Annotated in this window: 22 protein-coding genes; 17 read left to right on the top strand and 5 right to left on the bottom strand. The window is 64.7% G+C overall.

The window, feature by feature from the left end; all coding sequences use genetic code 11:
• Positions 1-2: 2 nt before the first annotated feature.
• Positions 3-1,088 (bottom strand): LacI family DNA-binding transcriptional regulator, encoded by a 1,086-nt coding sequence (locus tag B7G54_RS18195; RefSeq protein WP_085040319.1) that lies wholly within the window; start codon positions 1,086-1,088, stop codon positions 3-5.
• Positions 1,089-1,329: 241 nt separating this feature from the next.
• On the opposite strand from B7G54_RS18195, the gene rbsK reads away from it, so the two are divergent.
• The 4 genes from rbsK to B7G54_RS18175 all read left to right on the top strand — a co-directional run bounded on the left by rbsK (position 1,330) and on the right by B7G54_RS18175 (position 5,929).
• Positions 1,330-2,256 (top strand): ribokinase, encoded by a 927-nt coding sequence (rbsK, locus tag B7G54_RS18190; RefSeq protein ID WP_085040318.1) that lies wholly within the window; start codon positions 1,330-1,332, stop codon positions 2,254-2,256.
• Positions 2,257-2,316: 60 nt separating this feature from the next.
• Positions 2,317-3,636 (top strand): MFS transporter, encoded by a 1,320-nt coding sequence (locus B7G54_RS18185; RefSeq protein ID WP_085040317.1) that lies wholly within the window; start codon positions 2,317-2,319, stop codon positions 3,634-3,636.
• A 44-nt stretch (positions 3,637-3,680) separates the two neighbouring features.
• A complete protein-coding gene (locus B7G54_RS18180) occupies positions 3,681-4,625 on the top strand; it encodes a dihydrodipicolinate synthase family protein (RefSeq protein ID WP_085040316.1) in 945 nt (314 codons plus the stop codon).
• A 713-nt stretch (positions 4,626-5,338) separates the two neighbouring features.
• Positions 5,339-5,929 carry a hypothetical protein gene (locus B7G54_RS18175; protein WP_106408988.1) on the top strand — a complete coding sequence of 197 codons (591 nt, stop codon included), beginning with the start codon at positions 5,339-5,341 and terminating at the stop codon, positions 5,927-5,929.
• A gap of 205 nt (positions 5,930-6,134) precedes the next feature.
• On the opposite strand, the gene fliD is transcribed toward B7G54_RS18175, so the two are convergent.
• Entirely contained in the window at positions 6,135-7,637 is a 1,503-nt protein-coding gene (fliD, locus tag B7G54_RS18170; protein WP_085040315.1) for a flagellar filament capping protein FliD, read from the bottom strand.
• Between the two features lie 438 nt (positions 7,638-8,075).
• On the opposite strand from fliD, the gene B7G54_RS40005 reads away from it, so the two are divergent.
• Together B7G54_RS40005 and B7G54_RS18165 are read left to right on the top strand one after the other, a co-directional pair.
• Positions 8,076-8,201, top strand: coding sequence for a hypothetical protein (locus B7G54_RS40005; protein WP_279628080.1), 126 nt, complete (start codon positions 8,076-8,078; stop codon positions 8,199-8,201).
• A gap of 1,602 nt (positions 8,202-9,803) precedes the next feature.
• On the top strand, positions 9,804-10,856 hold the full coding sequence (locus B7G54_RS18165) for a sugar transferase (RefSeq protein WP_085040314.1): 1,053 nt from the start codon (positions 9,804-9,806) through the stop codon (positions 10,854-10,856).
• 55 nt (positions 10,857-10,911) lie between these two features.
• Here B7G54_RS18165 and B7G54_RS38660 read toward each other — a convergent pair whose 3' ends face one another.
• Positions 10,912-11,148 carry a hypothetical protein gene (locus B7G54_RS38660; RefSeq protein WP_133059186.1) on the bottom strand — a complete coding sequence of 79 codons (237 nt, stop codon included), beginning with the start codon at positions 11,146-11,148 and terminating at the stop codon, positions 10,912-10,914.
• A 199-nt stretch (positions 11,149-11,347) separates the two neighbouring features.
• Between B7G54_RS38660 and B7G54_RS18160 the strand changes: the two genes are divergently transcribed.
• The 9 genes from B7G54_RS18160 (at position 11,348) to B7G54_RS18120 (ending at position 23,171) form a co-directional block, all read left to right on the top strand.
• A complete protein-coding gene (locus tag B7G54_RS18160) occupies positions 11,348-12,682 on the top strand; it encodes a polysaccharide biosynthesis/export family protein (protein ID WP_425266499.1) in 1,335 nt (444 codons plus the stop codon).
• Position 12,683: 1 nt separating this feature from the next.
• Entirely contained in the window at positions 12,684-13,154 is a 471-nt protein-coding gene (locus B7G54_RS18155) for an arsenate reductase/protein-tyrosine-phosphatase family protein (RefSeq protein WP_085040313.1), read from the top strand.
• On the top strand, positions 13,141-15,363 hold the full coding sequence (locus tag B7G54_RS18150) for a GNVR domain-containing protein (RefSeq protein WP_085040312.1): 2,223 nt from the start codon (positions 13,141-13,143) through the stop codon (positions 15,361-15,363). Before B7G54_RS18155 ends, B7G54_RS18150 begins: the two co-directional genes overlap by 14 nt.
• Positions 15,364-15,454: 91 nt before the next feature.
• Entirely contained in the window at positions 15,455-16,705 is a 1,251-nt protein-coding gene (locus B7G54_RS18145) for a glycosyltransferase family 4 protein (protein ID WP_244289372.1), read from the top strand.
• Positions 16,696-18,084 carry a hypothetical protein gene (locus B7G54_RS18140; RefSeq protein WP_085040310.1) on the top strand — a complete coding sequence of 463 codons (1,389 nt, stop codon included), beginning with the start codon at positions 16,696-16,698 and terminating at the stop codon, positions 18,082-18,084. The genes B7G54_RS18145 and B7G54_RS18140 overlap by 10 nt, the downstream gene beginning before the upstream one ends.
• A complete protein-coding gene (locus B7G54_RS18135) occupies positions 18,081-19,370 on the top strand; it encodes an oligosaccharide flippase family protein (RefSeq protein WP_085040309.1) in 1,290 nt (429 codons plus the stop codon). The genes B7G54_RS18140 and B7G54_RS18135 overlap by 4 nt, the downstream gene beginning before the upstream one ends.
• A gap of 12 nt (positions 19,371-19,382) precedes the next feature.
• Positions 19,383-20,318 carry a glycosyltransferase family 2 protein gene (locus B7G54_RS18130; RefSeq protein ID WP_085040308.1) on the top strand — a complete coding sequence of 312 codons (936 nt, stop codon included), beginning with the start codon at positions 19,383-19,385 and terminating at the stop codon, positions 20,316-20,318.
• Positions 20,302-21,930 (top strand): polysaccharide pyruvyl transferase family protein, encoded by a 1,629-nt coding sequence (locus B7G54_RS18125; RefSeq protein WP_244289371.1) that lies wholly within the window; start codon positions 20,302-20,304, stop codon positions 21,928-21,930. Before B7G54_RS18130 ends, B7G54_RS18125 begins: the two co-directional genes overlap by 17 nt.
• A complete protein-coding gene (locus B7G54_RS18120; protein WP_085040306.1) occupies positions 21,927-23,171 on the top strand; it encodes a glycosyltransferase family 4 protein in 1,245 nt (414 codons plus the stop codon). The genes B7G54_RS18125 and B7G54_RS18120 overlap by 4 nt, the downstream gene beginning before the upstream one ends.
• A gap of 54 nt (positions 23,172-23,225) precedes the next feature.
• On the opposite strand, the gene B7G54_RS18115 is transcribed toward B7G54_RS18120, so the two are convergent.
• On the bottom strand, positions 23,226-24,074 hold the full coding sequence (locus B7G54_RS18115) for a glycoside hydrolase family 16 protein (protein ID WP_085040305.1): 849 nt from the start codon (positions 24,072-24,074) through the stop codon (positions 23,226-23,228).
• A gap of 302 nt (positions 24,075-24,376) precedes the next feature.
• Entirely contained in the window at positions 24,377-24,655 is a 279-nt protein-coding gene (locus B7G54_RS38655; RefSeq protein ID WP_133059185.1) for a hypothetical protein, read from the bottom strand.
• A 155-nt stretch (positions 24,656-24,810) separates the two neighbouring features.
• Here B7G54_RS38655 and B7G54_RS18110 point away from each other — a divergent pair, with 155 nt between their 5' ends.
• Together B7G54_RS18110 and B7G54_RS18105 are read left to right on the top strand one after the other, a co-directional pair.
• Positions 24,811-25,143 (top strand): H-NS histone family protein, encoded by a 333-nt coding sequence (locus tag B7G54_RS18110; RefSeq protein WP_085040360.1) that lies wholly within the window; start codon positions 24,811-24,813, stop codon positions 25,141-25,143.
• 174 nt (positions 25,144-25,317) lie between these two features.
• Complete coding sequence (locus B7G54_RS18105; protein WP_085040304.1) at positions 25,318-26,175, top strand: IclR family transcriptional regulator; 858 nt, start codon at positions 25,318-25,320, stop codon at positions 26,173-26,175.
• Positions 26,176-26,189: the final 14 nt, after the last annotated feature.

The raw sequence follows: 26,189 nt of genomic DNA, 5'->3' as shown, positions 1-26,189 counted from the left end.
CTTCATTTCTTTCGCGCCGTGCGCGCCTGTGCCGGCGGCGCAGCCGATTCCCGCGTGCGCAACTCCGGCAGCACGGCATGACCGGGCCCCGTTGCGCCGTGCTCGAGCGCGTCGAGCAACGCCTGTGCGGCCTGGCGCCCGATCGCGTTCGTGTCGACCCACATCGTCGTCAGCGGCGGCTGGATCTCGCGCGCGAGCGCGATGTCGTCGAACCCGGTGATCGACAACTGCGCGGGCACCTCGATGCCGAGGGCCTGCGCCTCGAGCAACGCGCCCAGCGCGAGCGCGTCGTTGCCGCAGATCACGGCCGTCGGCCGCGTCGCCGCGTCGCTGTCGACGATTGCTCTCAGGCTCGCCCGCCCGAATGCGATCGTGGCCGCGCCTTCGTGCTGATGGACGGGGCGCACCGCGAGCCCGCGCGCGGCCAGCGTATCGTGAATGCCGCGCAGGCGGGCCTGCACGCGGTCGTTGTCGGCCGACGGCTGCATGATGATCGCGAAATCGCGATGGCCGAGGTCGAGCAGGTGGGTGGTGAGCCGCGCGAACGCCGCGCGGTTGTCGAAACCGATGCAGCAGTGCGGGCTGTCGTCGCGATACGCATACGTGACGACGTACGGCACGCGGTGCATCGCAAGCAGTTCGAACAGTTCCGGCGGATACGCTTCGCCGACCAGCGACACGGCTTCCACGCCGCGCGACAGCATCGCACGCACCTGGGCCAGCGCCTGCGCGGGATCGTAGTTCGAGCAGCCGAGGAACAGCGTGATGCCGTGCTCGGCCATGACCGTCTGCATGCCCGCGACCTGCGACGCGAACACCTGGTCGTCGAGCGTCGGAATGATCGCGCCGGTGATGTGGGTGCGCGTGGACGCGAGCGCACGTCCCGCCGCATTCGGAATCCAGTTCAGCACGCGCGCCGCGTCGCGCACACGCTGCTGCACGTCGGCCGATACCTTGCCGGGATCGTTGTACACGCGCGAGACGGTCGCGGTCGATACGCCGGCCAGCTTCGCGACATCGCCGAGCACCGAGCGGCCGCTGCCGCGGCGAGCCCGGGGCGCGCCGGCGCGGGACGGAGGCGCGCTCATCGACCGTCTCCCGGCGTGGTGCCGGTGACGGCGCCGCGCGTTGTCAAATGCGTCATTGTTTACCCTCGAATCGTGGTGGCACCGCTTGCATTCCTGCTCTCCCCTGTGAGAATGTAAGCGCTATCTTGACGTGCTTCCGTATTATGTCAGACACACATTCTATCCATATCGTGAAATTTTCATCGACGACGGCCATTTCGGCCATTTTGTTCGCCGAAAATGTAAGCGGTTACATTCAGAAATGAGCGACATCTATCCACCGCGCATCGCCGTCGTCGGCAGCGTGAACATCGACCTCGTCACGCGTGCGCCGCGCCTGCCGGTGCCGGGCGAGACGCTGCTCGGCATGGATTTCCAGACCGTTCACGGCGGCAAGGGGGCGAACCAGGCGGTCGCGGCCGCGCGCCTGGGCGCGTCGGTCGCGATGATCGGCTGCGTCGGCGACGACGCGTTCGGTGCGCGCCTGCACGACGCGCTGGCGGCCGAGGGTATCGACGTGACGCACCTGGACCGGATCGGCGGCACGGCGACCGGGGTGGCCGCGATCACGGTCGACGAGGGCGGCGCGAACAGCATCGTCGTTGTGCCCGGCGCGAATGCGCGTCTCGATGCCGACCGGATCGATGCGGCACGCGAAACGATTGGCGGCGCCGCGCTGCTCGTGTGCCAGCTCGAAGTGCCGGCCGCCACCGTGGCGCGCGCGATTGCCTGTGCATCCGCGCACCACACGCCGGTGCTGCTCAATCCCGCGCCCGCGCAGCCGCTGTTCGACGCGCTGCTGGCCCGGGTCGACTACCTCGTCGTCAACGAAACCGAAGCCGAGTCGCTGACCGGCATCGCCGTCGGCGACGATGCGTCGGCCGTGCGCGCTGCCGATGCACTGTGCGCGAAGGGCGTCGGCAACGTGCTGGTCACGCTCGGCGCGCGCGGCGTGTGCTGGCGCGGCGGCGCAGGCAACGGCCGCCTGCGTGCGATGTCGGTGGTCGCCGTCGATACGACCGCGGCCGGCGACACGTTCGTCGGCGGGTTCGCGGCCGCCCGCGCGAGCGGCGCATCGATGGACGACGCGATCGGCTTCGGCCAGCGCGCCGCCGCGATCAGCGTGACGCGCTACGGCGCGCAGACCTCGATCCCGGCGCGCGACGAAGTGGCGCGGATGGCCCCCTGAATTCCGCATGAGACGGACAGGCCGGAACCGGCCGATACCAGTGACATGGAGACAACCGCAATGAACGAAACCTCAACCGTCCCGCCCGCCCCGCCGCGTATCCGGCGCGGGCAACGCATCGCGCTCGCGCTGTTGATGGCGAGCGGGATCGTCAACTACCTCGATCGCGGCACGCTGGCCGTCGCAAGCTCGGCGATCCGCGGCGATCTCGGCCTGTCGCTCGCGCAGATGGGGCTGCTGCTGTCGGCCTTCTCGTGGAGCTATGCGCTGTGCCAGTTCCCGGTCGGCGGGCTGGTCGACCGCATTGGGCCGCGCCGGCTGCTCGGGATCGGCTTGATCGTGTGGTCGTTCGCGCAGGCGGCGGGCGGGATCGTGTCGACGTTCGGCTGGTTCATCGTCGCGCGCATCGTGCTCGGCATCGGCGAGGCGCCGCAGTTCCCGTCGGCCGCGCGGGTGGTGAGCAACTGGTTTCCGCTGCGCGCGCGCGGTATGCCGACCGGGATCTTCAACGCCGCGTCGCCGCTCGGCACCGCGCTTGCGCCGTTGCTGCTGTCGATTCTCGTCGCATCGTTCGACTGGCGCTGGGCGTTCATCGCGACGGGTGCGGCCGGTCTCGTCGTCGCCGTCGTCTGGTTTGCGCTGTACCGCGATCCGGTGCGCGCGCAACTGACTTCGGCCGAGCGCGGCTATCTCGATGCCGACGCGCAAAGCACGGTCGCGGCACCGAAACTGACGTTCGCCGAATGGCGCAGCCTGTTCTCGCACGGCACGACCTGGGGGATGCTGATCGGCTACTTCGGATCCGTGTACCTGAACTGGGTCTACCTGACCTGGCTGCCGGGCTACCTGACGATGGAGCGGCACATGAGCCTGATCCGTACCGGCTTTGCCGCATCGGTGCCGTTCCTGTGCGGCTTCGTCGGCTCGCTGCTCGCCGGCTGGCTGTCGGATCTGGTCACGCGCCGCAGCCGCTCGCCGGTCGTGAGCCGGCGCAATGCGGTGGTGGTGGCGATGCTCGGGATGGTCGCCTTCACGATTCCCGCCGCGCTCGTGCAGAGCAACACGGTGGCGCTCGCCTGCATTTCGGTCGTGATCTTTCTCGCGAACGCGGCGTCGGCCTGCTCGTGGGCGCTCGCGACGGCGGCCGCGCCGCCGAGCCGCATTGCATCGCTCGGCGCGATCCAGAATTTCGGCGGGTTCATCGGCGGTGCGCTCGCGCCGATCCTCACGGGCATCATTGCGCAGAAGTGGTCGTTCGTGCCGGCGCTGCTGACGGCCGCGGCGATCGCGTTCGCCGGTGCGATGGCCTATCTGCTGCTGGTGCGCAAGCCGATTCCCGAGCAGGCCGCGAACGCCGCGCCCGGGCCACTGCCGGCCTGAGCACGCGGCTTGCGGCCAACATTCACTGAAGCAAGGAGAAACAGATGCAACACCCGCAGCAATCGAACGTGACCATCGAGGGCATCGTACCGGTGATGCTGACGCCGTTCGACGATGCCGGCGCGATCGACTACGCCGGGCTCGAGCGGCTGATCGAATGGTATCTGGCGCACGGCGCCGATGCGTTGTTCGCGGTCGCGCAATCGAGCGAGATGCAGTTCCTGAGCCTGGCCGAACGCGCGGAGCTCGCGCGCTTCGTGGTCGAACGGGTGGCCGGGCGCGTGCCCGTCGTCGCGTCCGGGCACATCAGCGACGATCTCGACGCGCAGGTCGCGGAGCTGTGCGCCGCGGCCGAATCGGGCGCGCAGGGCGTCGTGCTCGTGACCAATCGCCTCGATCCGCAGCGCAAGGGCAGTGCCGCGTTGCTCGACCATCTTCACCGGCTGCTCGCGCAATTGCCGGCGGATTTGCCGCTCGGGTTGTACGAGTGTCCGGCGCCTTATCGGCGGCTGCTGTCGGATGACGAGCTGCGCGCGTGCATCGACACGGGCCGGTTCGTGATGCTCAAGGACGTGAGCTGCGACCTGGAGACGGTGAAGCGGCGGGTCGCGCTCGCCGAGGGTTCGCCGATGAAGATCCTCAACGCGAACGCCGCGATTGCCTGGGATGCGATGAAAGCGGGTTCCGCCGGCTTCAACGGCGTGTTCACCAACTTCCATCCGGATCTGTACCGGTGGTTGCGCACGCAAGCACATACGAATCCGGCGCTGGCCGACGAGCTTTCGACGTTTCTCGTCGTCTCGGCCGTATCGGAGGTGTTGGGGTACCCGGCGCTCGCGAAGCTCTACCACCAGCGGATCGGCACGTTCGGGTCGATCAATTGCCGCGCGATCGACTACGACGTGCGCGAACGATTCTGGGCGCTCGATGCGGTGCTCGACAAGATCGTGGCCGGCACCGAGCATTTCCGCCGGCGGATCGCTGCGTAATTGCGCGCGTGGTGTGCCGTCCGAGTCTTGCGATGCGCGACCGTATGACGTGCCGGGCAGGCGGCCGCCTTCGCTCGCATGAGTGCGGCGGAAAGCGCGCGGTAGCGGCGCGCGCTGGCCGCAAGCACGGTCGCTTTGTCGCGATGCGGCGCGCACGCGTTGGACACGCGGCGCTAGTGGCGTATCTGCCATGCGCTGGATGGTGTGAACCCGGCGCGGCGTTCGGGCCGAACGCTTAACGCGGCGAACCTGCCGGGATTTTCAATGCTGGCGAAGGCGGCAAAGCCGCCTGTAGCGGCTGGGCCGCCGCGCGGGCTGCCCGTTGTCGCGAACGACGGCGTACCGCCGGCACGATGCCGAGGCACGGCGCCATCTTCATCTATCCCATCGCACCATCGCACCATCGCGCCGCCTGCGAGCCGCGAGCCGCGAGCCGCGAGCCGCGAGCCGCGAGCCGCGAACGCAACGCCACCACGCGCCCATCCGCCCTGTTGCGTCCCGCGATCTGCTGCCGCCGGCTGACCGGCGCATGTTCACGTTGGACGACAAAAGCATACAAATCTGATCAACCCGTCCCATCGCTTCTTGTAACGATTCGTAATGTTGCGCCGCCGAGCGCTTTTACTGACGAACCGTTGAATCCGCATCCGCTTTCCATCCAACAAGTCACGACGACAAGCCAGCCGCCGATCCTGGCGGCACCGGTTGACGCCATGCTGCACGCCGTGATCGATGAAGTCGTCCACCGGAGCGTGTCCGAAGCGACGACGCGCAGCGGCTACATGCGATGTGCCGACTATGCGATCGTCGGTGCGCAGGTGCTGACGCTGCTGACCGGCAAGCCTTACCGCTCATTCGCGGGTGGGGAGGTGCTGGATTTCGGCGGCGGCAACCTGTATGCGCTGTGCACGACGCGCGAGCGGCGCCGCACCGCGCGGCATCTGTCGCAACTGGCGAGGTATCACTGCTGGATCGAAGCGCGTCACGACGATATCGGCGGCCGTGTGCGCAAGGAAATCGTCGATTTCACGCTGCGCCACGACGAGACCGTGGCGAGCAATCTGGGGATGCCGTTCGCGCGTGCGCACCAGGCCTATTTCTGGGGCTGGGACGACGAGCACACGGTACCGGCCGAGCTGCACGATCACCCGGTCTTTGCGAAACAGGGCCCCGTGTGGCGCTGGGCGGAGCGTGAATGCACGTCGCTGCTCCGTGCCTACGAGCGCGAGCGGCCGGGCTATTTCGGGCGTCAGGTGTCGCGTGCGATCGACTTGTTCGCCGATCGCGTCGAAGGTCTCGGCTGACGGCACGCCCGTTTCCGGCGAACCGCGGGGCAGGCATGCCTGCCTGCATGCAATGCAGCGAACCGGGGAAGGAAAACCGGCACATGCTTGCGCTCCGCGGGGCGTGAGCGACGTTTCCAGGCGGGACACCGTGCGCCGCGGCGCGAACCGGTCGATCCATTGACCGGCGGCAGCCGCCACGATCATCGCGCGGCCCGGACGCTCATCACTTGTTCGACAGCGTGCCGCTACTGTTGGCGCCGCCGAACAGCCGCGTCAGGTACTGCGTGTTCGAGTTCATCTTGGCCATCAGCGTGTTGAGCGCCGTGAACTGCGCCTGGTACTGCTTGGTCAATTGCGTGGCGTAGTCGGCCAGGTCCGTCTGCTGCTGCGTGATGCGCTTCAGGTCGGCGCTCAGCGCGTTCGTGCGCACTTCGATCATCCCGCCTTTTTTCGTGAAGGGCGCGATCTGCTCGGTCAGGCGCGTGCCTATCCCGTTCGTCGAGTTGAACAGGCGCGCGACCCCCGACGGGTTGTTGGTCAGCGCACTGTCGAGCTTCGCGCTGTCGACTTTCAGCGTGCCGTCCTTCTCGAGCGAGATGCCGATCGCCAACAGGTTCGTGTGCCCGTTGCCGTTCTCGTTGGGGACGCCGCGCGCGACGATCGACGCGAGCGAGTTGCGGATCGTGTTGAGCGTCGAATCGCCGATCAGCGCGCCCTGCGAGCTTGCCCCTGCCGTGTAGCTCGACAGCGCGCCCGTCGTCTTGACGACGGTGTTGTACAGGTTCACGAAATTCGTGATCGTGGCTGCCTGCGACTTCGTATCGGTGCTGACCGTCAGCGTCTGCGTATCGGTCGCGCTGACCGCGGCCGCCGACAGGTTCAGCGTGACACCGCTCAGCACACCCGACACCGCGTTGCTCGCGCTGGTCGACGCGATGCCGTTGAGCGTGAACTTCGCGTCCTGCGCGACGGCGCTTTGCCGCCACGCGGCCGCGCTGTTCGCCGAATCGATCTTCGACGCGCCGCCGGACGTGTCGGCCGTCGACGTGACGCCGAGGTTCGACAGCCCGTTGTCGTTGGCCACGTTGCCGACCGCGACGCTGATCGCGTTCGCCGAGCCCGTCTTCGACGATGCGAGCACGAGGTGCGCGCCGTCGGTGCCGTTGATGACCGTCGCGCTAATCCCCGGGTTGTTCGACGCGGAGTTGATTGCGGCCGCGATGCCCGACAGCGTGTTGTTCGTGCCGTTGACGTCGACCTTGAACGACTGGCTGCCGAGCGATAGCGTCAGTGTGCCGGTGCCGAGCGCCTTTTTCCCGTCGAAGCCCGACGAAGCCAGCGCCTGCGCGGTCGCGATCTGCGTGACGCCGACCGTGTAGGTGCCGGCGACCGCGCCCGCACCCGCCGTCGCAGTCAGGCCCTTGCCGCTTGCGACCGCGGTGAACGTCGACTGCAGCCCGCCATTCGTCAGCGAGGTGAGGCCCGCCTCGAGCGCACCCAGCGCCGACGACAGCGCGCCGAATGCGGAAATCTGCGTGGTGCCGGTTGCCTGCGACGCGGCCAGCGCCGCGGCCCGGCCCGCCGTCTTCGCGTTCACCAGCGTCTTGACGAGCGTGCCGACGTCCATCGACGGATTGCCGGTCGAGCCGTTGATGATCGATTGCGCCGCCTGTTGCAACAGGCTGTTCGCGTTCGCGCCGCTGGTCACGGGCGTGTTCGTTGCCATGGGTGGTCTCCGGTTGAAAAGCGATCCCGTGACGCGCGGCTGCCGAGACGGCCTGCGGCGATTCGCCTGCAGGCCGTCTCCGGCGCGACGCGTTCCCGGGGGTTACGGGAGTGTCGGGAAAACGTAAGGACGTGCGCCATCGTATATTTAAATCGGTATTACTTGGTAATTTTTTGTAATCATTGTTGAGAAAAATGCAGGCGGGAGTGGGGTGGGGCAGTGCGGGCTAAAGGTCGTCGATTTTTTGCCGTAAACACACCGTTTTGATTGTATTTATTCAGTGAATTTTTCAGGCATTGAAAACTTGCTGGTGGTATGGATGTTTGATCAGGATTTTTCGCTTGCGCTACTAAACACAGGGGCGACCGACGATGTGCTGAAGCTGTTCATTCCGGCAGGCATCGGGCTGAAATCCTTGTCAGGCGGAGGATAGCCGCCGTGGACGGCTTCAACCCGTATGCCCGTGAAACGCTTTCGTTTGCCAACGCGTATTTCCGGGCCATGTGTCTTTTTACGATGCAGGATGCCCGGTCGATTGAAATGCAGGTCGAGTTGCTGGAATGAAATCGATCTGTGTGATTCACATATCAAACATGGCGCTGAATGACAGTCGCGATGCGCGGTTGTGACTGGTTCGTGTCAATTGATGTCGAAAATATCGATTGAATCAGGTGGCCTGAAAGAAGCAGGGGATTGTCGTGTTCCTGAAACATGGATCAGCGCGATTGGCACTGCCCACTGCCCACTGCCCACTGCCCGCAGGTGGGTGTTCCGTTGAAAGCTACCGCGGATGTGTTCGCACTGGTACCGCGCCCACCGGAAAACTGTCGCGCGCTAGTCGTCTCGATTGCGCCGATTTGCGGCCGCCAACCGTCCCCGTCTTGCGTGCTTGTTCAACGCGAGGCAGATTTTTGATCGCCTATTCCCTTGGTGGCTCAATCAGCTTGACCCGCGACTTTCCAAGCGGCGCGATGCTGTACTCCACCGTGACCGGGACGGTTGGGCCAAGGCACAGCATGAACACCCATATGAATGACTTTCTGGTTCGGCGAATCAGCGCCACCGGAACCACGATCGATGTAGCCACTGCTGGCTCGGGGCCGGCGATCCTCTTCCTGCACGGATGGCCCCCCTGTGTGGGAAATCTGGCGTGGTGTGATAAACGCGATGAAATCGAGCCATCCCGTCATCGCCCCCGACTTGCGGGGCTGGGTGCGAGCGCAAGGCAGAAGAATGGCTACGACCTGTATACGTTTGCCGATGACGATGAACGATTGCCCGCTGAGGAACCAGGGCGATGCGTCGAGCGAGCGCGGAAAAGGGGCGGTGCTGCTCAAGGGTGAGCCGGTTCGCCAGCGCAAACCGGCCTGATGCGCGCGTTCATGCGGCCATGACGATCGATTTCATTTCACCGGCGCCGAAGCGAGGTGCAGATGCGCGCCAGCGCAAGTCTTCGCGACGCTCGTCATTTATCGAGCATTTGATTTCTGGCGGAAACCGGAAATGCACAGTCGTTTCCTTTTGTTCGCCAGTGAACAGCCCGTCCAGATCCGATGCAGGAAAATAACCGGAAGATTTCCGGTGACATCGAAATATCCCCCTCATTTTCCCGCGTCTGACACATGGAATCGAATTGCTGGCGTTATTTCCATCGTGTGTGCGTTACGGGGTGTCGTTACGTAACGGGCGACACGGTTCTCGATTCGCAAACGTTTTACGCATGGAAGCTTAATTAATCAGACGGTTTGAGAAAAAAATCATAGGTCATTGTTTTGTTGGCATTTTTTTGCAATGCAGCAAGAAAATTCGTAACAGTGGCACGGATTGTGCGTTACACGATGTGTGCCGCAGTAACGAATACCAGAACGATAGACCGATCATGAATCGAAACCACACTCCGAAATCCGGACGCGACGCGGGGGCGAAGCGGTCGAATCCGGGCATTCACACCATTGATCGCTCCGGCAGGCCAATCGATTCGGGCCGGTCCGGGAACGAAGTCATTCTCGTCGCAACGGAACGGGCTGGCAGATTCCAGCAGAGCCGATCCGCCGGCATGCAGGCGTGCGCGTAGCCATTAATCGATTCAAATAATCCAGTCAAGTCATAAAATTAGTATTGCGAAATAAATAATCAATCGATATTTCGTATATGTCGGGGTCAATGATGGACGGGTTCTTCTTGCGCGTGATCGACGGCACGTTGATCGTGGTCGGCGCCTTTGGCGCATTGCATTTCGGGTTTCCGGCCGACGGCCTGTCGCACTCCGGATTCGATGGCTTGCTCGTGGCTTTTGCGGTTGCGCTCGCGCTGTCCGTGTTTCCGGCATGCGGACTGTATCGCGGCACTCGCGAACGCTCGGCGGTCAACCTGATGAGTCGAGCGATTGTCGCGTGGCTTATCGTGCAGGCGGGCGGATACGCATTGCTCTTCGTATTGCACCGGCTGCATCTGGTACGCGGACTATGGTTCATCTACTGGACGATCACAAGCGGGCTCGGGATGCTGCTGGCACGCACGCTCGCGCTCGCAGTGCTCAAGCTGTTCGTGCGCTTCGGCCGGCGGGCGCGCAGTGTGGCGGCACAAGGGCCGGTAGTGGCCTCTCGAATGCTGCGGCTCGTGTTCAAGCGCGTTTTCGATCTCGCGCTTTCGATTCCGCTTCTTTTTATTCTGGCGCCATTATTCGTAATACTAATTATTGTCGTGAAGCGCGACGGGGGGCCGGCCATCTTCGGGCACGTCCGTGTCGGCCGGGATGGAACGCGTTTCCGGTGCCTGAAGTTCCGCACGATGGTCGTCAATTCCGACGAAGTGTTGCGCGAAACACTTGCCCGGGATCCGGAGGCGCGCGCGGAATGGATACGGGATTTCAAGCTGAAGAACGACGTGCGCATCACGCCGGTCGGTCATTTCCTGCGCCGTACCAGCCTCGACGAATTGCCTCAATTGTGGAACGTGCTGCGCGGTGAAATGAGCCTCGTGGGCCCGCGCCCCATCGTCGACCAGGAACTCGCCCGCTATGGCAGCGATGCGCACTACTACCTCATGAGCACGCCCGGCATTACCGGGCTATGGCAAGTGAGCGGACGCAGCAATGTCGATTACGCGCAGCGCGTCTCGCTCGATGTGTCGTACGTGAAGCAATGGTCGCCGCTGCTCGACTTCGGCATCTTGCTGCGAACCGTCAAGGTCGTGATGCGACGGGAGGGAGCTTACTGACGCCTGCATGCGGTGCGTGATCGACGTCGCGAGGCCGGCCCGCGACGCGGCGGCATCACGGGGAAGTGGGGGCCGGATTGGCGTAAGCCGAGGATGCCGACCAGCCGTCGTATTGGTACGGGTCGCCGGTCGTGCCGCTTGCGGCGCCGCTGTTCCGGTCGCGGTAGCGGGCAAGGTGCTGGCGACGCGTCAGCGGTGCGTGATGCTTGCCCGTCGCGCCTGACAGCTTCGGTGCGTCGGGTCTGGCCGACGATGCGGCGTCGCTCGCCGCGCTGGCCGGAACTGGAAGCATCGCACCGGTCTGCGTCGTGCGGGTGGCGTGGGGCACGCGTCTGGCGGAAGCGGTGGATGCAGGGAACTGTGCGAGGGCGGTGACGCTGAGCGAAATACTCGTTGCAACAGCAAGCAGGTGCGGGATTTTCATGAAATGGCAAGAAGCGAGATCGTTTCGGGGTGAGTGCTGATATGCCAGGGCGTGCGGTTGCTTTGCGATGCGCGTGATTGACAGAAGACGGTGGAGGATCGATTCGAGCAGCCACCCAACACATAGGCCAAAAAATATGATTGACCATCTGATCGGTATTCGAACGATAGCACTGTCCGTCGTATCGAAGGAAGCGCGGAACGTACGTCACCGGGTTGCACGATGCGGCGGAATCCTGTCGGTCGCGCTCGCGCTGACGTGGCTCGGCGGCTGCGCGTTTGCACCGGGCATGACTTTTCGCGGTGGGTGCCCGGCCGACGTTTCCGCGGATCCGTCGGGGGCCTGTGGCCGGGCGACGCATGCGGCGTCGCTTGCGGCCACGACGGGCGGCACGGTAACCGAAGATGCGCCGCCCACCGGCGCGCTCGTCGAGATCGATGCCGCGCTGATCGACCAGACGCGAGCGAAGGCCGGGCCGTCGATCCCGAAGGACGTGCTCTCGCTGTTTCAGCAGGCGCGACCGTACACGCTCGGGCCCGGCGATGTCCTCAGCATCGTCGTATGGGATCACCCGGAACTCAACATGCCCGTCGTCGCGACATCGAACGGCATCGATACGACCGGTTCGAACGCGATCGTTTCCGGCTATACGGTCGACACGAACGGGGTGGTGCAATTCGCGTATGTCGGCCCCGTCAAGGTCGGCGGGCTCACGGAATTGCAGGCGCGCGACCTGCTTGCGCGCCACCTGGCGCGTTACATCCGCGATCCGCAGGTGACCTTGCGGATTCAGGCGTATCGCAGCCGGCGCATCTATCTCGACGGTGAAGTCCGCATTCCCGGCCTTCAGGTGATGAACGACCTGCCGATGACGCTGCCCGAAGCGATCAATCGCGCAGGTGGATTCACGTCGAACGGCGATCGCGCACGCGTCGCGGTCACGCGCGGCGATGCGACCGTGACGGTGAACCTGCCGCGCATGATCGAGCAGGGACTCAACCCCGACCGGATCCTGCTGCAAAGCGGCGATCTCGTGCGCGTGTATCCGCTCAGCGACAGCAAGGTGTTCGTGCTCGGCGAAGTCGGGCACACGATGACGGCGACGTTCAACAACGGGCGCCTGACGTTGAACGACGCGCTCGGCTATGCGGGCGGCGTCAGTCCGTATTCGGGCGATGCGAGCCAGGTTTATGTCGTGCGCAGCAGGCGCGGCGGCGCGCCGACGGTCTTTCACCTGAATGCGACATCGCCGGCCGCGATGGCGCTCGCGAACGATTTCGATCTGATGCCCGACGACGTGGTGTTCGTCGATGCGTCGTCCCTGGTGCGCTGGAGCCGTGTGGTGGGAATGTTCCTGCCTAGCGCGCAGACGCTCGCGACCGGCCGCAACATCGCGTTCTGACATGAACCGTCTGCTCCTGGTGTGTACCGCGAACGTGTGCCGAAGCCCGATGGCAGAGGCGCTGTTTCGACGCGTGCTGGAGGGTGTGCATGTGATGTCGGCAGGCGTCGACGCGATGCCCGGCATGGGCGCCGATCCGGCTGCGATCGCCATCATGCGGCGTATCGGCATCGACCTCGGCCAGCATCGCTCGCAACTGCTGGCGCGCTGGATGATCGAGTCGTCCGCGCTCGTGCTGACGATGAGCGAGCGTCAGCGTCAGGTCATCGTACACCGTTACCCGTCCGTCTCCGGACGCGTCTGCCGCCTGCTGCCGGACGGGGATGTGGCGGATCCCTACCGGCTCGACAGTGCCGCATACGCGGCGACCGTCGACCGGCTGATGACGGGCGTCAGGCACTGGTCCGGTCTGCTGGCCGATGTCACCCGTCATACCCAAACATTGCAGGAAACGACCCATGAACCATCTTGATGCGCCAGTGCGTTACGCGGAACCGGACGACGGGCCGCCCGGGAATATCGCGAGCTATCTCGACGCGCTCTACGACAACCGGCGGCTGATCGCGCTCGTCACGGGATTGATGCTGTTGATCGGTACGACCTATGCGTTTCTCGGGGTACCGGTGTATCGGGCCGATATCCTGGTGCAGGTCGAGGAAAACACGAATTCGGCAAAGAGCATGCTCGGCGACATTTCGTCGATGTTCGACGTCAAGACCCAGGCATCGTCGGAAATCGAGGTGCTGAGGTCCCGCCTGGTGGCGAGCAAGGTGGTCGACACCTTGTCGCTGGCCATCGACGCGCATCCGCGCTACTTGCCGCTGATCGGATCATTGTTGTCCCGGCACGCGACACGTGTGTCGGATCCGCTGCCGTTCGGCTATGTGACCGGCACCGAACGCATCTCGGTTGCCCAGTTCGACGTGCCCGACAAGCTCTATGGTGAAACCTTCGTCATGGCGCTGCGGCCCGGCAACACGTACCGCCTGTCGGGCCCGGATGTCGACGCGGGCGGCACGGTCGGCGTGCCGCTGAAGGTGGCCACACCGGACGGCCCGCTCGTCCTGCTGGTCACGTCGGTCCGCGGCAAGCCGGGTGCCACGTTCGTGCTGCGCCGGTATTCGACATTGTCGACGATCGAGGATCTCCGGCAGAGCCTGAACATCGCGGAGAAAGGCAAGCAATCGGACGTGATCGGCGTCACGCTCGACGGGTCCGACCCGGTGAAGACGGCGATGATCCTCAATACGCTGGGTACCGAATATGTCCATCAGAACGAGCGGCGCAAATCCGAGGAAGCCGAGCGATCGATCAGCTTCCTCAGTGCTCAGTTGCCGGAACTGAGGGCCCAGCTCGAGCTCTCCGAGAATCGTTTCAACGAATATCGCGCAAAGCACGGAACGCTGAATCTCGACGAGGAAGCAACGGCATTGTTGCAGCGCTCGGTCGATGCGCAGTCACGCCTGACGACGCTGAAGCAGAAGCGCGACGAACTGATGGCGCGCTTCACGCCGGAACACCCGGCCATACGTGCGCTCGATGCGCAGCTCGATACGGCCCAGGCGGAGATCTCGGGTATCGACCAGCGGACTCGTGCGTTGCCCCCCGTCGAGCAGGACGTGTTGCGATTGCAACGTGACGTGCAGGTCGGGACCGAGCTGTACACGAACTTGCTCAATACGCAGGAGCAACTGCGTCTCGTCAAGGCGGGGAAGGTCGGCAACGTACGACTGGTCGACACGGCGGCCGTTCCCGAAGAGCCGGTCCGGCCGAAGCGCCTGCTCGTGATCGTCGGGTCGGCAGTCTTCGGGTTGCTGATCGGCGCGACGGTTGCGTTCAGCCGCCGCCGCATGTTCGACTCGATCGACGACCCGATCGAGGTGGAGCACGTCTGCGGCGTACCCGTGTATGCGACGGTGCCGTACAGCCGCCAGGAAGCGTCGCTGACGCGTTTGCGCCGGGTCGCGAATATGCCGTCCCGCGAACTGATTCTCGCGCACAACGCGATGATGGACCCGGCACTCGAGAGCCTGCGCAGCTTCCGGACCGCACTGGAGTTCGCGATGACCGACGTGCCGAACCGGATGGTGTTCATCACCGGCCCGACGCCTTCCATCGGGAAATCCTTCATCTCGCTGAACCTCGCTGCCGTGCTCGGCTCGGCCGGAAAGCGCGTGCTGCTGGTCGATGCCGACCTGCGTCGAAGCGGGCTTCAGCGGACGGTTCCCGTCGGCCCGGGGGCCGGGCTCGTCGAGCTGTTGCAGGGCACCCATCGCGCTGAAGACGTAGTGCATCGCGAGATCCTGAAGGGTGTCGATTTCATCGCGACGGGCAGCGTGCAGATCAATGCGAGCGACGCGCTGTTCGATTCGGATCTGCACGCGATTCTGTCCGAACTGGGCGCGACGTACGACGTGATCGTGTGCGACGGGCCGCCGATCCTTGCGGTTCCCGACGCCGCGCAACTGGCCGGCTACGCAGGCGTGACGTTCCTGGTGGTGCGCCAGGGCGTGACGAAACACGGCGAGATCAAGGAATCGATCCGGCGGCTGCGACACGTGGGCGTGTCTCCGCACGGACTGATCTTCAACGGGCTCAGCGTGCGGCCGGGGCGCTATGCGTACGGCTACGGGCGGTATCGCCACAATCGCGACAGCCACGCGTATTACGGCAAGGAATGACGGATGCCGGCATGGAAAAGGCGGCCGGCCGACGTGACGGGCGGCCAGGGGCAACTTTCGGGCGGGGATCTGCATGGACGATACAACTTCAATGCGTGACGCCGTGACGAGTTCGCAGGCTGACGCGCGGCACACCGAACACGAGGCGGGGCGGCATTTCAGTCGCGTGGCTGTCGTGCACGACTGGCTGACGACCTATGCGGGCTCCGAGAAGGTCCTCGCCGAAATCCTCAACATCTGGCCGCAGGCGGACCTGTTCACGGTGGTCGATTTCCTGCCGGACAGCGAGCGCGAGAAACTGCTCGGCAAGGTCGCCACCACGTCGTTCATCCAGCGGCTGCCGTACGCACGATCGGCCTATCGCGCGTACTTGCCATTGATGCCGTTCGCGATCGAACAGCTCGACCTCTCCGGCTACGACCTGGTGATTTCATCGAGCCATGCGGTCGCGAAGGGGGTCATCACCGGGCCGGATCAACTGCACATGAGCTACGTGCACTCGCCGATTCGCTATGCGTGGGATCTGCAGCATCGTTACCTGAACGAGTCGGGCTTGTCGAAGGGGGTGAAAGGCTGGATCGCGCGCGCGATGCTCCACTACATTCGCATCTGGGATCAGCGTACCGCGCACGGCGTCGATGCATTCGTGGCGAACTCCGGTTTCATCGCAAGACGCATCCGCAAGGTGTACGGCTACGACGCGGCGGTCGTCTATCCGCCGGTCGACATCGGGCGTTTTTCGCTGGGCACGCAGAAAGAGGATTTCTATCTGACGGCGTCGCGCATGGTGCCGTACAAATGCGTGCCGCTCATCGTGGAGGCGTTCGCCCGCATGCCGGAACGGCGTCTCGTCGTCATTGGCGACGGCCCGGATTTCGAGCGCGTCAAGGCCGCCGCCACGCCGAACGTCACGCTGCTGGGGTATCAGCCGGATGCGGTGCTCATCGACTACATGCAGCGTGCGAAGGCGTTCGTATTCGCTGCCGAAGAAGATTTCGGCATCACGCCGGTCGAGGCGCAAGCGTGCGGAACGCCGGTCATCGCATACGGGCGCGGCGGGGCGCTCGAGACGGTGATCGCATCCGGGGATGAGAGCCTACGCACGGGGTTGTTCTTCTCGCGGCAGGAACACGCGGACATCGTGGACGCCGTGACGCGCTTCGAGGCGGCAGGCGTGTTCGATCCACTCGTGTGCCGCGCCAATGCGCAGCGATTCACGGTCGAGCGCTTTCGCGACGGCCTGCTGGAAGTGATGGCGAGAACGTTGCGCAACCGGGCATCTGCCGCCGGGGCGCGCGACACGGCCGGCAGCACGGAAAAGGGCGAACCATCGTGGAGCTGAGCCTGTTCGGCGTGATCGTCGTCGCGCTCGGCATCCTGACGTTCGTGCTGCCCTATCGGTGGGCGGTCTACGTCATGGTGGCCAGCACGCTGTTCGGGGCGACCGAGGCGGTCGCATTCGGCGGGCTGGGCGTGTTGCCGGCCAGCCTGATGATGCCGCTCTTCGTCGCACGTGCGCTGTTCCTTGAGGATTCGCGCGCGATCCGCGGCAGCCTGCGCGTCGGCTCGCCCGGGTTCTGGCTGCTGGTGTTGACCGGCTACGCGTGCATGACGGCCGTCGTGTTTCCGCGCATGCTGGCCGACACCACGTCGGTCTATTCCATCGATCGTTCCAACATCGGCACGGCGCAACTCATGCTGCAGCCGCTTGGCCCCGTGTCCGGCAACCTGAGCCAGTCCGCATACTTGATCGGCGAATGCCTGCTGTATCTGGCCGCCTCGATGGTGATGCGGCGGCGCGACGCCAGCCGGGTGGTGGCGGATGCCTTCCTGTGCCTGACCGCGTTGAACGCGATCGCCGCGGCGGCCGACCTGTTCGGCAGCGCTGCGGGCGTCAGCCTGCTGGATCCGCTCAAGACCGCGCAGTACTCGATCCTGGACGGTGCGGAGGTCGGCGGCATGCGGCGAATCAGCGGGACCTTCTCCGAAGCATCGGCGTTTGCCGGGTTCTCGTTGCCGCTGTTTGCGTTCACGGCCAATCTTTGGCTGCTCGGCTATCGGCGGCGCCTGTCTGGATTGCTTGCGCTGCTGACGGCCGGTTTCGTGCTGCTGTCGACGTCGAGCACCGGATACGTGGGGCTCTCGATCTATCTCGCCGTCTTCATGGCCAGCCGCTCCGGCGCGATCGTCCGTACCAGCCAGGCAAGGAAGTTCCGGATGCTGGCGGTGGCCTGCGTGGCGGCCGCACTGATCGCGTGCGTCCTGATCGCAATCGATTCGCCGGTCGTCACGGCCGTGTCCGAGGTGATCAACCGGACGTTGACGAGCAAGATGAGCAGCGATTCGGGCATCGAGCGTAGCGCGTGGAACATGCAGTCGCTGATCAACTTCGTCGATACGTTCGGGCTCGGCGCTGGCCTGGGCAGCGCGAGGGCATCGAGCTTCGTCGCGGTGACGCTCGGCAATCTTGGTCTGCTGGGCGCGACGTTGTTCGGTCTGTTCCTTTACCGCACCGTGCGCGTGCGCGTGCGGCCCGCGACATGGGCATCGGATCGGATCGTCAGTTTCGCCGCCGTTCAAGCGCTGGCCGCGGCGCTGATCGGCGCGACGCTCTCGGGTACGGTGTTCGACCTCGGTCCATGCGTCTATCTGTTTGCGGCGGCGGCGTTCGGGGCATTGAACGTCAGGCGTGCGTCGAATCCGGGGCCGAGGGCGTCATGAACACCACCTCGTCTCGTACGGAATTGCTTGCGGTGTATGTGGCCTACATGTTCCGCTATCTGTATCCGTTGTTCATGCTCCCGTATTACGGACGTGCGCTCGGCGCGAGCGGTTATGGCCTGGTGCTGGCGGGCGCCTCGCTGTCGAATTCGCTCTGGCTGTTCGTGAGCTACGGCTTTCCGACGGTCGGCGCGCGCGATACCGTGCATGCCGCAGGCAGCGCCGAGCGGGCCGGGATTCTGCGCACCCACGTGATCGCCCGGCAGCTGCTGTGCGTGCCGGCCATCGTCGCCGGAACGATCGCGATCGGCGCGTCGCTGGCGTTTCGCCAGCACTTGTCGAGCGGGCCGGTCGTCATCGCGATGGGGCTGGTCTCGGCATTCAACGTCGGATGGTATCTCGTCAGCACCGGCCGCGCGATCGCGAGCGTCCGGATCGAGGTCATCGGCTTCGCGATTTCGTTGTCGCTGATCGTCGGCTTCGTGCATCACCCGTCCGACGTCGAGCGTGTATTTCCGCTGCTGCTGACGTCGAGCGTCGTCCAGCTCGGGCTTGCGTACTGGCTGATCCGGCGAGAGTTCGCCGGCGCCGTCTCGAACCTGAAGCGGGCCGTGGACCTGATCCGCAGGTCGACGGTCATCTTCGTCTATGGCGGTACATCGGTGTTGCTGGCAGGCGCGTCGACGTATCTGTTGTCGACCATGGCGCATGCGTCCGAGGTCAGCGCGTTCGGTGTCGCCGAGCGGCTCGTCGCGGCGGGATTGAGTGTGATGTCGCCGGCCGCGCAGATCCTGGTGCCGAAACTGACCAGCCTGGTCGGCAGCGATCCGGCGCGCGCGAATCGTCTGATGCGGCGGGTGTTCGTGTGGTTCTTTTCCGGGGCGGCGCTTATGGCTGTCGCGACTGTCCTGCTGTCGGAGCGGCTGATTCCGCTCGCGCTCGGTGCGGGCTTCGAGCGCTGTGTGCCGGTGTTGAATCTCATGGTGTTCGTGCTTCCCGTCAGCGTCTGCACGCAGGTGCTCGGTGCCTATTTCCTGATTCCGCGCAAGCTCGAGCGCCTGCTTGCACAGGCCGGCGTGCTGGGCGCGATCGTGAGCCTTGCATGCGCGATTCCGCTGGCGAACCAATGGGGTGCGCTTGGGATGGCAGGCGCGCGCCTGGTCGGGGAGTTGACGATGCTGAGCGTGCTGGCAGCCGGCCTGTGGCGCGCGAAGCTGCTGACGGAAATCTTCGGTATCGACGGCGTTCCGGCCACGACTGTCGGCGACAACCGAATTCGCCAGTAACGAGGGTGTGTGATGACTCATGAATGGGAAGTTCGCGAGAGCGGAACCGTCAACGTGGATGACCGCGCGACATCGCGCGAATCGCGCGTGTGTGCCGGCATCGCGACGCGCGGCCGGCCCGCCGAGCTGGCGAACATCGTTGCCTGCCTGCGTGCGCAAACGCTTCGGCCGGCGTCGATCATCGTCGCGTGTACGGGGCCGGACGACATCGGTGCGCTTGCCGAAGCCGATGATCTGTCCGTCGTGTTCGTCGAGCCTGGCTTGACGCGTCAACGCAATGCGATCCTCGACAGGATGCCGGCCGGTACGGACTATGTCGCGTTCTTCGACGACGATTTCGTTCCGCAAACGGACTGGCTGTGCGTGGTTGCGGACGCATTCGAGCGCGATCCGATGCTCGCCTGCGTGACGGGGCACGTCGTTGCGGACGGCATTCTCGGCCCCGGACTCACGATCGACGATGCGAAGCGGGCGCTGGCCGCCGTACGGGGCGACACGCAGAGATGGGCCATGGACGGCTACAGTCCTTACGGCTGCAACATGGCGTTCCGTGCGTCGGCGGTTGCCGCGTTGCGTTTCGATGAACGGCTCGTGCTGTACGGCTGGCTGGAGGATCTCGATTTTGGTGCCCGGGTCGCCCAGCGCCACGGCCGGCTCGTGAAACTCGGCAGTGCTGTGGGCGTGCATCTGGGCGTGAAGCGCGGCCGCGTGTCCGGACGTCGGCTCGGTTACTCGCAAGTCATGAACCCGGTCTACATGATGGCCAAGGGGACGCTGTCGCGTAGCGATGCGTGCCGCCAGATCGTGCGCAACTTCGCGGCCAACATGGTGAAATCGATCGCGCCGGAAGCCTATATCGATCGGCGCGGCCGGCTGGCTGGAAACCTGATTGCGTTCATCGACGTGTTGCGCGGACGCCGGACACCGGAACGTGCGGCACAGCTATGAGCGGAAGAACGGCATCGGAAACCGGCACGCGCGTGTGGGCGTCGGCATCACCGCTTCGGTGTGGCAAACCTTTAATATTTGTTACGGTATGCGAATCATAATGGGACTGGAAGGTATAGTGAAAGCGTATCGTCACCCTAACGCGCCTGCAGGGATTCGATGCAAACGTCGGCTTCGCATCCGTGAATGTGCAGCGCGAAGCTGCCGCTCGCATGCCTTTCCGTCATCGTGCCGCGCATTTCCACGCGGTAACGTCCAGCGAGCCTGGAACACGTCCTGCGACACAACAATGCTTCCCGATCATCCCATCATGCAGAACCGCGTTCGTCACGGGGCGCCCGTCGCCAACGAAATGCCGCATGCGCCGCGCGTCGCGCTCGTCAACGTGAAGTACAGTCCGAATCTCGGCGACGGCATGCTGTCCGAATGTCTCGAGGCGGAGCTCGCAGCGGCGTTGCCGGGCATCGAGATTCGCGTGATCGATCTCGCGGGCCGAACCGACTACGCGTGCGGCGCCACCTCCCGAAAATCGGTATTGACGCTGATGCATCACAGCCCGCGTGTCGTGCGTCATGCGATCGTGCAATCGGTGCTCGGGTACAAGTTGCACACGGAGCTGCGCCCGCGCTGGCGTTCGGCGTTGCGCACCGTCGACGCCGTGATTGTCGGCGGCGGCAATCTGTTGAGCGATGCGGACCTGAACTTCCCGATGAAGCTCGATGCGGCAATGGCGGAGGTCCGTGATCTCGGTTTGCCGGCAGCCGTCTTCGGCGTAGGCGTATCCGGCGACTGGACGTCGCGCGGCGAACTGCTGTTCCGGCGCGCGCTCGGCGGGGTTGCGCTGTTTCATGCGTCGGTACGCGAGCGACGCTCGGCCGAGATCTGGCGGGCGCGGCTGTGCGGTGCCGGGATCCGCGCCGCGCAGGTCGTGCACGATCCCGGCCACCTGGTGTCGCGGCATGTCGCGCGATCCCGGGCGCCGGATCACGCAGGCACCACGATAGGATTGGGTATTACCCATCCGATCGCGCTCAAGTACCACGGCGGCAGCATTCGCGTATCGGCGGCCGCGCAAGCCGAATGGTATCGCGCACTCGTCCGTGCCGGCAGCGCGTACGGATGGCGTTTCGTCGTTTTCGCCAACGGCAGCCCCGAAGACGAGGCATACATCGGCGAACTGCGACCGATGCTCGCGGAGGCGGCCGGGTCTGGCCGAATCACTTTCGCGCCGCGTGCTGCGACGCCGGCCGACCTTGCGCGACTGATTTCATCGTTCGACTTGCTGATGGCTCACCGGCTTCACGCGAACATCGCCGCATTCTCGTATGCGATCCCGCAGATCGGGTTCGCGTGGGACGTCAAGCTCGAGTCGTTTCTATCGGGCGTCGGGCGCGGGCATTGTCTTTGTACGGTCGGCGTCGATTCGATCGACGCCGTCGTCGGGCTCGTTGCCCGCCAACTCGGTGAGGGCATCGACGCGCACGTGCATCGCACCGTGCTCGACGACGCATGCGCGCACGTGGCCGATCTTGCCGCCGCGCTGAGGGGCGCGGTGGCCGGATCGCGGCAGCCGGCCGGTCGCGTGCGGGTGCCGGGAGAGTCGCTCGTATGAATACGGTTCAGCCGGAACGGCTGGTGATCATCAACGACGTGTCGGTCGCCAATGGCGGCGCGACGGCGCTGGCGTTACTCGAACTGCGCCTGATGCGGGCGCGTGGCGTCGAGGTGACGTACGTCACGGGCGATGACGGCGCCAATCCGGAATTCGACGCGCTCGGTATCGAGGTCGTCTGCCTGCGGGGCATCCGGTTGCTGCAGGCGGGGGCCGCCGCGTTGGGGCGTGGCGTGTACAACCCGGACACGGTCAGAACGCTCAATGCGTGGATCGCGCGGCACGACACGCCGGGCACGGTCTATCACGTGCACGGCTGGAGCCAGATCCTGTCGCCGTCCTTGTTCGCGGCGCTGCGTCGCGTACGCGGGCGGACCGTGATTACGGCGCACGATTTCTTCCTCGTGTGCCCGAACGGGGCATTTGCCGACTACCGTGCCGGTACCGTCTGTACGCGTGTGCCGCTCGGCGCGGCATGCGTGACGCGCGATTGCGACAAGCGACACTACGCGCACAAGGTGTGGCGCACGGTCCGGCAGGCCGTTCAATCGCACACGCTTCACTTCGATTCCGCCGGGCCTCGCGTCCTGATGATTCACCACTCGATGCGCGAACCGCTCGAGCGCGGCGGCATTCCGGTCGATTGCCTGCAGACTGTGCCGAACCCCGTGACGCCGTGGAGCATCGCGCGCATCGCCGCGGAACGCAACGACACGTTCGTGTTCGTCGGCCGGCTGGCATCGGAGAAGGGGCCGGACCTGGCCGTGCGCGCGGCACGACGCGCAGGCGTGCGGCTCGTCATCATCGGCGACGGGCCGATGATGCCCGCGTTGCGCGCAGCGTATCCGGAGGTGACGTTTTGCGGCCATCTCGCACCGAGCGAGGTGGCGCAACGAGTGCAATCCGCACGCGCGCTGCTGATGCCGTCGCGCTATCCGGAGCCGTACGGCCTCGTGGCCGCGGAAGCGATGTGGAGCGGGTTGCCGGTTGTTGTCGCGCAGTCCGCACTGCTGGCGGGCGATATTGTTGCGTGTGGCGCCGGCGACGCGTGCGATCCCGCCGACGAGGCGGCATTCGCCGATGCGATTGCCCGCATTGCGCGCGATGACGATGCGACGCACAGGATGAGCATCGCCGCGCACTCGGCGACCCGCCACATGGGGCTGTCGCCGGACGCATGGGTCGAGCGTCTGCTCGAGGTCTTCGCGGCTTGCACGGCGCGGGAACTGCAGCCGGCCTAGTTCACGGCCAGCCGGCGGCGCGCGTGGCGGCCCCGGGCCGGGGCGCGGTCAGTGCTATTTCGGCCGCGCACAACGGCTCGATCGGCCCGCTTCGTCGAGTGCGTAGAGCCGCACCCATTTGACGGCGAGCGTCGACGGGTCGGGTGTCTGGTCGATCGGATAGCCCGAGCCCAGCGCAAGATTGACGAGCGGATAGAGCGGTGTGTCGAGTTCGGCTGGCGTCGCCTGTTCCCAGACGGGGCGGCGATCGAGGTAGTACGTGATCTTGTCCGGCAGCACGCGGACTCCGTAGTCGTGGTACCCGTTGACGAGCGAGTCGGCCGGAACGGGGCTGCGATGCGTGACATGGCGCGACTGATTCTGGTTCGCGCCGCGATACCACACGTGAAGCGATGAGGAATACCGATCGGTTGCGTGCCCGTAGTATTCGACGACGTCGATTTCCACGCGCGGCGCCGGATCGGCGACGGGCTTGAGGCTCATCAACCAGAACGCAGGCCATGTGCCGGGGCCGGGCGGCATCTTCATGCGGGCTTCGAAATATCCGTAGCGCACGCCGCGGCCATTGCCGGATGCATCCGCCGCGGCGATCAGGCCGGAATGCCAGCGACCCTGCGGCGTGCGGCTCGCCGTGATGTGCAATTCGCCGTTGACCACGCTGAACGGCCCTTGAGGCCCCGGATCGGAGAACGCGGCATCACCGAAATCACCATTCCACGGTGTGTGCGCGATCCATTGCGCGTCGCCCAGGGGGCGTGGCGAGACGCGAAACGCGCTGAAATTCTCGTTGAATACCGGCACGAACTCGCAAAGATTGAGCGGAGCGGATTCTGCGCCGTTGGCCGGTGCAACCGTTGTCGCGGCCAGGAGGGCGACGATGGCGGGAAGGATCGGTGAGGACATGGGATGGGGCGTCTGCGCAGTGGATGAGGTGGGTGGCCCGAAGCGGATTCGCCGTGCTGTGTTCGGCCAGCGTCAGGGTGGGATGATGCGCGATTGCGCGCACGACCGCAACGCCTGTCGGCGTGCAAAAGCGATCAGGTGGTCGTCGAGGACAGGCAGCAGGCAATGCGGCAGCGGTTGCGTGACGGGCTGAAACGTTTCCAGGATGCATTTTTCGAAATCTGATTCGCATCACTAATCGTTCATTCGATCGAATGCTCGAGAGAGCGGGTGGTGCCGATGTCCTGTTCGTCACGTGTGCGTTACGACGTGTCGTTACGTAACGGACTGCGCCGCGGACGGAGCGCAAACGTTTTACCGCGGGAACCGGTTTTATTCAGATATTTTGATCGACGGATAAAAGCCATTGGTTTGTCGACGTTTTTATGCGGCATCGCAACGGAGCGCGGGGAAATGGCACGAATCATGCATTGAGTGATATGTGCTGCGTCAATGGATGCCGTAAATTCAGCCCCGTCGTGAATCGCCGGCGTCGTTCGGGATCCTGGTGCGACGGCGGGCAGGGCGAGTTCGAGACTCACGTCGGTGGCGTGTCCCGTATGACGCGTATGTATCGGGACGTTGCGCCCTGTCTTTGGGATCGGGTGCCATGAGATGGGTCATGCAGTCACGGAAATGCAGCATCGCTTACGCGCGCCGGAAGGCCGCTAATTGACTTAATCTCGGAATGCATCAAATGAAGAGTCCTACGATTCGCGAGCTTCAAAAGCAGCTCGGTCACTTGAATCTGATTGTCGAAGAAGCCAGGCAGAAGGAGAAGAAGGTCAAACTCGAGGAGATTGCCGAGCACGTCAAGCTGTTCGACATCACGGAAATCGAGTTGTTGCGCGCGGCGGGTTTCGTCAAGACCAATCGACAAAAGGCATCGGCAAGATACTACGATCCGGACACCGGCCGGTCGTGGTCGGGAAAAGGTGCACGCCCCAAGTGGCTTGTCGACAAGAACCTGGATGACTATCTGATTCGGGAAACACCGCAACCATGGTGGCCGGACAAGCAGGCTTGTTGAGTGGCTCGCGTGAACTCGAGATGAGCGCGTCGCACGTCGGCGCGCATTGTCTCGCCAGATACTCGTCACGAACATACTCGTCGACTCATGATGCGACAGGCACGCCAGCTTGTCATCGCGCCGGGCCGCGGCCCCGGTGATCCTGGCGTTGCCTGACGACCGGAATTTCAGCCCATGCAGAATCCAGAAAGTGACGCCGTGGATCTCGTCGATACGGGACCTGCGAAAAAGGCAAGATATCGTGCGCCGGCGCTCGAGAAGGGGCTCGATATCCTCGAGTTGCTCATCGATCGCCAGTACGGCATGGCGCAGGCGGACATCTGCCGCGCGTTGAAGCGCAGCCGAAGCGAGCTGTACCGGATGATGCAGGTGCTCGAGGACCGCGGTTATATCTGCCGGGTGGATCGCTACGACCGGTACGCGCTGACCATGAAGCTTTACTTTCTCGGGCAGCATCACGCGCCGACGCGATCGCTGGGCGCGCTCGTCACGCCGCTGCTGCAACAGTTCGCATTTCAGACGGTCCAGTCGTGTTACCTGACGGTATTCGACGGAGACACGATGATCGTCATAGCAACGGCCGGCGCGGAAACGGAATGGAACATCGCGGTCCGCGTCGGGACGCGCGTTTCGTTGCACGGCAGCGCCGCGGGCGAGATGTACCAAGCCTTTCAGGACGAAGACGTACGGATCCGGTTGTCGCGGGCCGACGGGCACGATGTCGAATTGAGGAATCTGCCGCACGGCGACGAAGCGTTGCCCTCCCATCTGGTCGACGGCTATCTCTGCCACCCCAACGAGCGCATTCCCGGAATCACCGATATCGCGACGCCGATCGTCGACAAGTCGGGTTCGGCCATCGCGATCCTCGCTTGCCCGTACCTGGCGCAGTCGGGCGAAGCGGGTGCACTGTCGGTCAGACAGATCGGCGCGGCGTTGTATGAAACGGCCCAGCGGATCTCCGCGACAGTCGATCAACGGTTCATGCAATCGGCCGTCGACATGCCCGCGCGTGGTGCGGCACGCACGTAGGGCGGGGCGGATTC

The sequence above is a fragment of the Burkholderia puraquae genome (assembly GCF_002099195.1).
Taxonomy (GTDB): Bacteria; Pseudomonadota; Gammaproteobacteria; order Burkholderiales; family Burkholderiaceae; genus Burkholderia; species Burkholderia puraquae.
Note: the sequence above shows the minus strand (reverse complement) of the source record. Positions and strands in the feature narration are given on the sequence as shown.

Bases quoted from the DNA above. Each gene is read 5' to 3' on its own strand.
- B7G54_RS18195 (WP_085040319.1), bottom strand. From the start codon at position 1,088: ATGAGCGCGCCTCCGTCCCGCGCCGGCGCGCCCCGGGCTCGCCGCGGC.
- rbsK (WP_085040318.1), top strand. From the start codon at position 1,330: ATGAGCGACATCTATCCACCGCGCATCGCCGTCGTCGGCAGCGTGAAC.
- B7G54_RS18185 (WP_085040317.1), top strand. From the start codon at position 2,317: ATGAACGAAACCTCAACCGTCCCGCCCGCCCCGCCGCGTATCCGGCGC.
- B7G54_RS18180 (WP_085040316.1), top strand. From the start codon at position 3,681: ATGCAACACCCGCAGCAATCGAACGTGACCATCGAGGGCATCGTACCG.
- B7G54_RS18175 (WP_106408988.1), top strand. From the start codon at position 5,339: ATGCTGCACGCCGTGATCGATGAAGTCGTCCACCGGAGCGTGTCCGAA.
- fliD (WP_085040315.1), bottom strand. From the start codon at position 7,637: ATGGCAACGAACACGCCCGTGACCAGCGGCGCGAACGCGAACAGCCTG.
- B7G54_RS18165 (WP_085040314.1), top strand. From the start codon at position 9,804: ATGGACGGGTTCTTCTTGCGCGTGATCGACGGCACGTTGATCGTGGTC.
- B7G54_RS38660 (WP_133059186.1), bottom strand. From the start codon at position 11,148: ATGCTTCCAGTTCCGGCCAGCGCGGCGAGCGACGCCGCATCGTCGGCC.
- B7G54_RS18160 (WP_425266499.1), top strand. From the start codon at position 11,348: ATGCGCGTGATTGACAGAAGACGGTGGAGGATCGATTCGAGCAGCCAC.
- B7G54_RS18155 (WP_085040313.1), top strand. From the start codon at position 12,684: ATGAACCGTCTGCTCCTGGTGTGTACCGCGAACGTGTGCCGAAGCCCG.
- B7G54_RS18150 (WP_085040312.1), top strand. From the start codon at position 13,141: ATGAACCATCTTGATGCGCCAGTGCGTTACGCGGAACCGGACGACGGG.
- B7G54_RS18145 (WP_244289372.1), top strand. From the start codon at position 15,455: ATGCGTGACGCCGTGACGAGTTCGCAGGCTGACGCGCGGCACACCGAA.
- B7G54_RS18135 (WP_085040309.1), top strand. From the start codon at position 18,081: ATGAACACCACCTCGTCTCGTACGGAATTGCTTGCGGTGTATGTGGCC.
- B7G54_RS18130 (WP_085040308.1), top strand. From the start codon at position 19,383: ATGACTCATGAATGGGAAGTTCGCGAGAGCGGAACCGTCAACGTGGAT.
- B7G54_RS18120 (WP_085040306.1), top strand. From the start codon at position 21,927: ATGAATACGGTTCAGCCGGAACGGCTGGTGATCATCAACGACGTGTCG.
- B7G54_RS18115 (WP_085040305.1), bottom strand. From the start codon at position 24,074: ATGTCCTCACCGATCCTTCCCGCCATCGTCGCCCTCCTGGCCGCGACA.
- B7G54_RS18110 (WP_085040360.1), top strand. From the start codon at position 24,811: ATGAAGAGTCCTACGATTCGCGAGCTTCAAAAGCAGCTCGGTCACTTG.
- B7G54_RS18105 (WP_085040304.1), top strand. From the start codon at position 25,318: ATGCAGAATCCAGAAAGTGACGCCGTGGATCTCGTCGATACGGGACCT.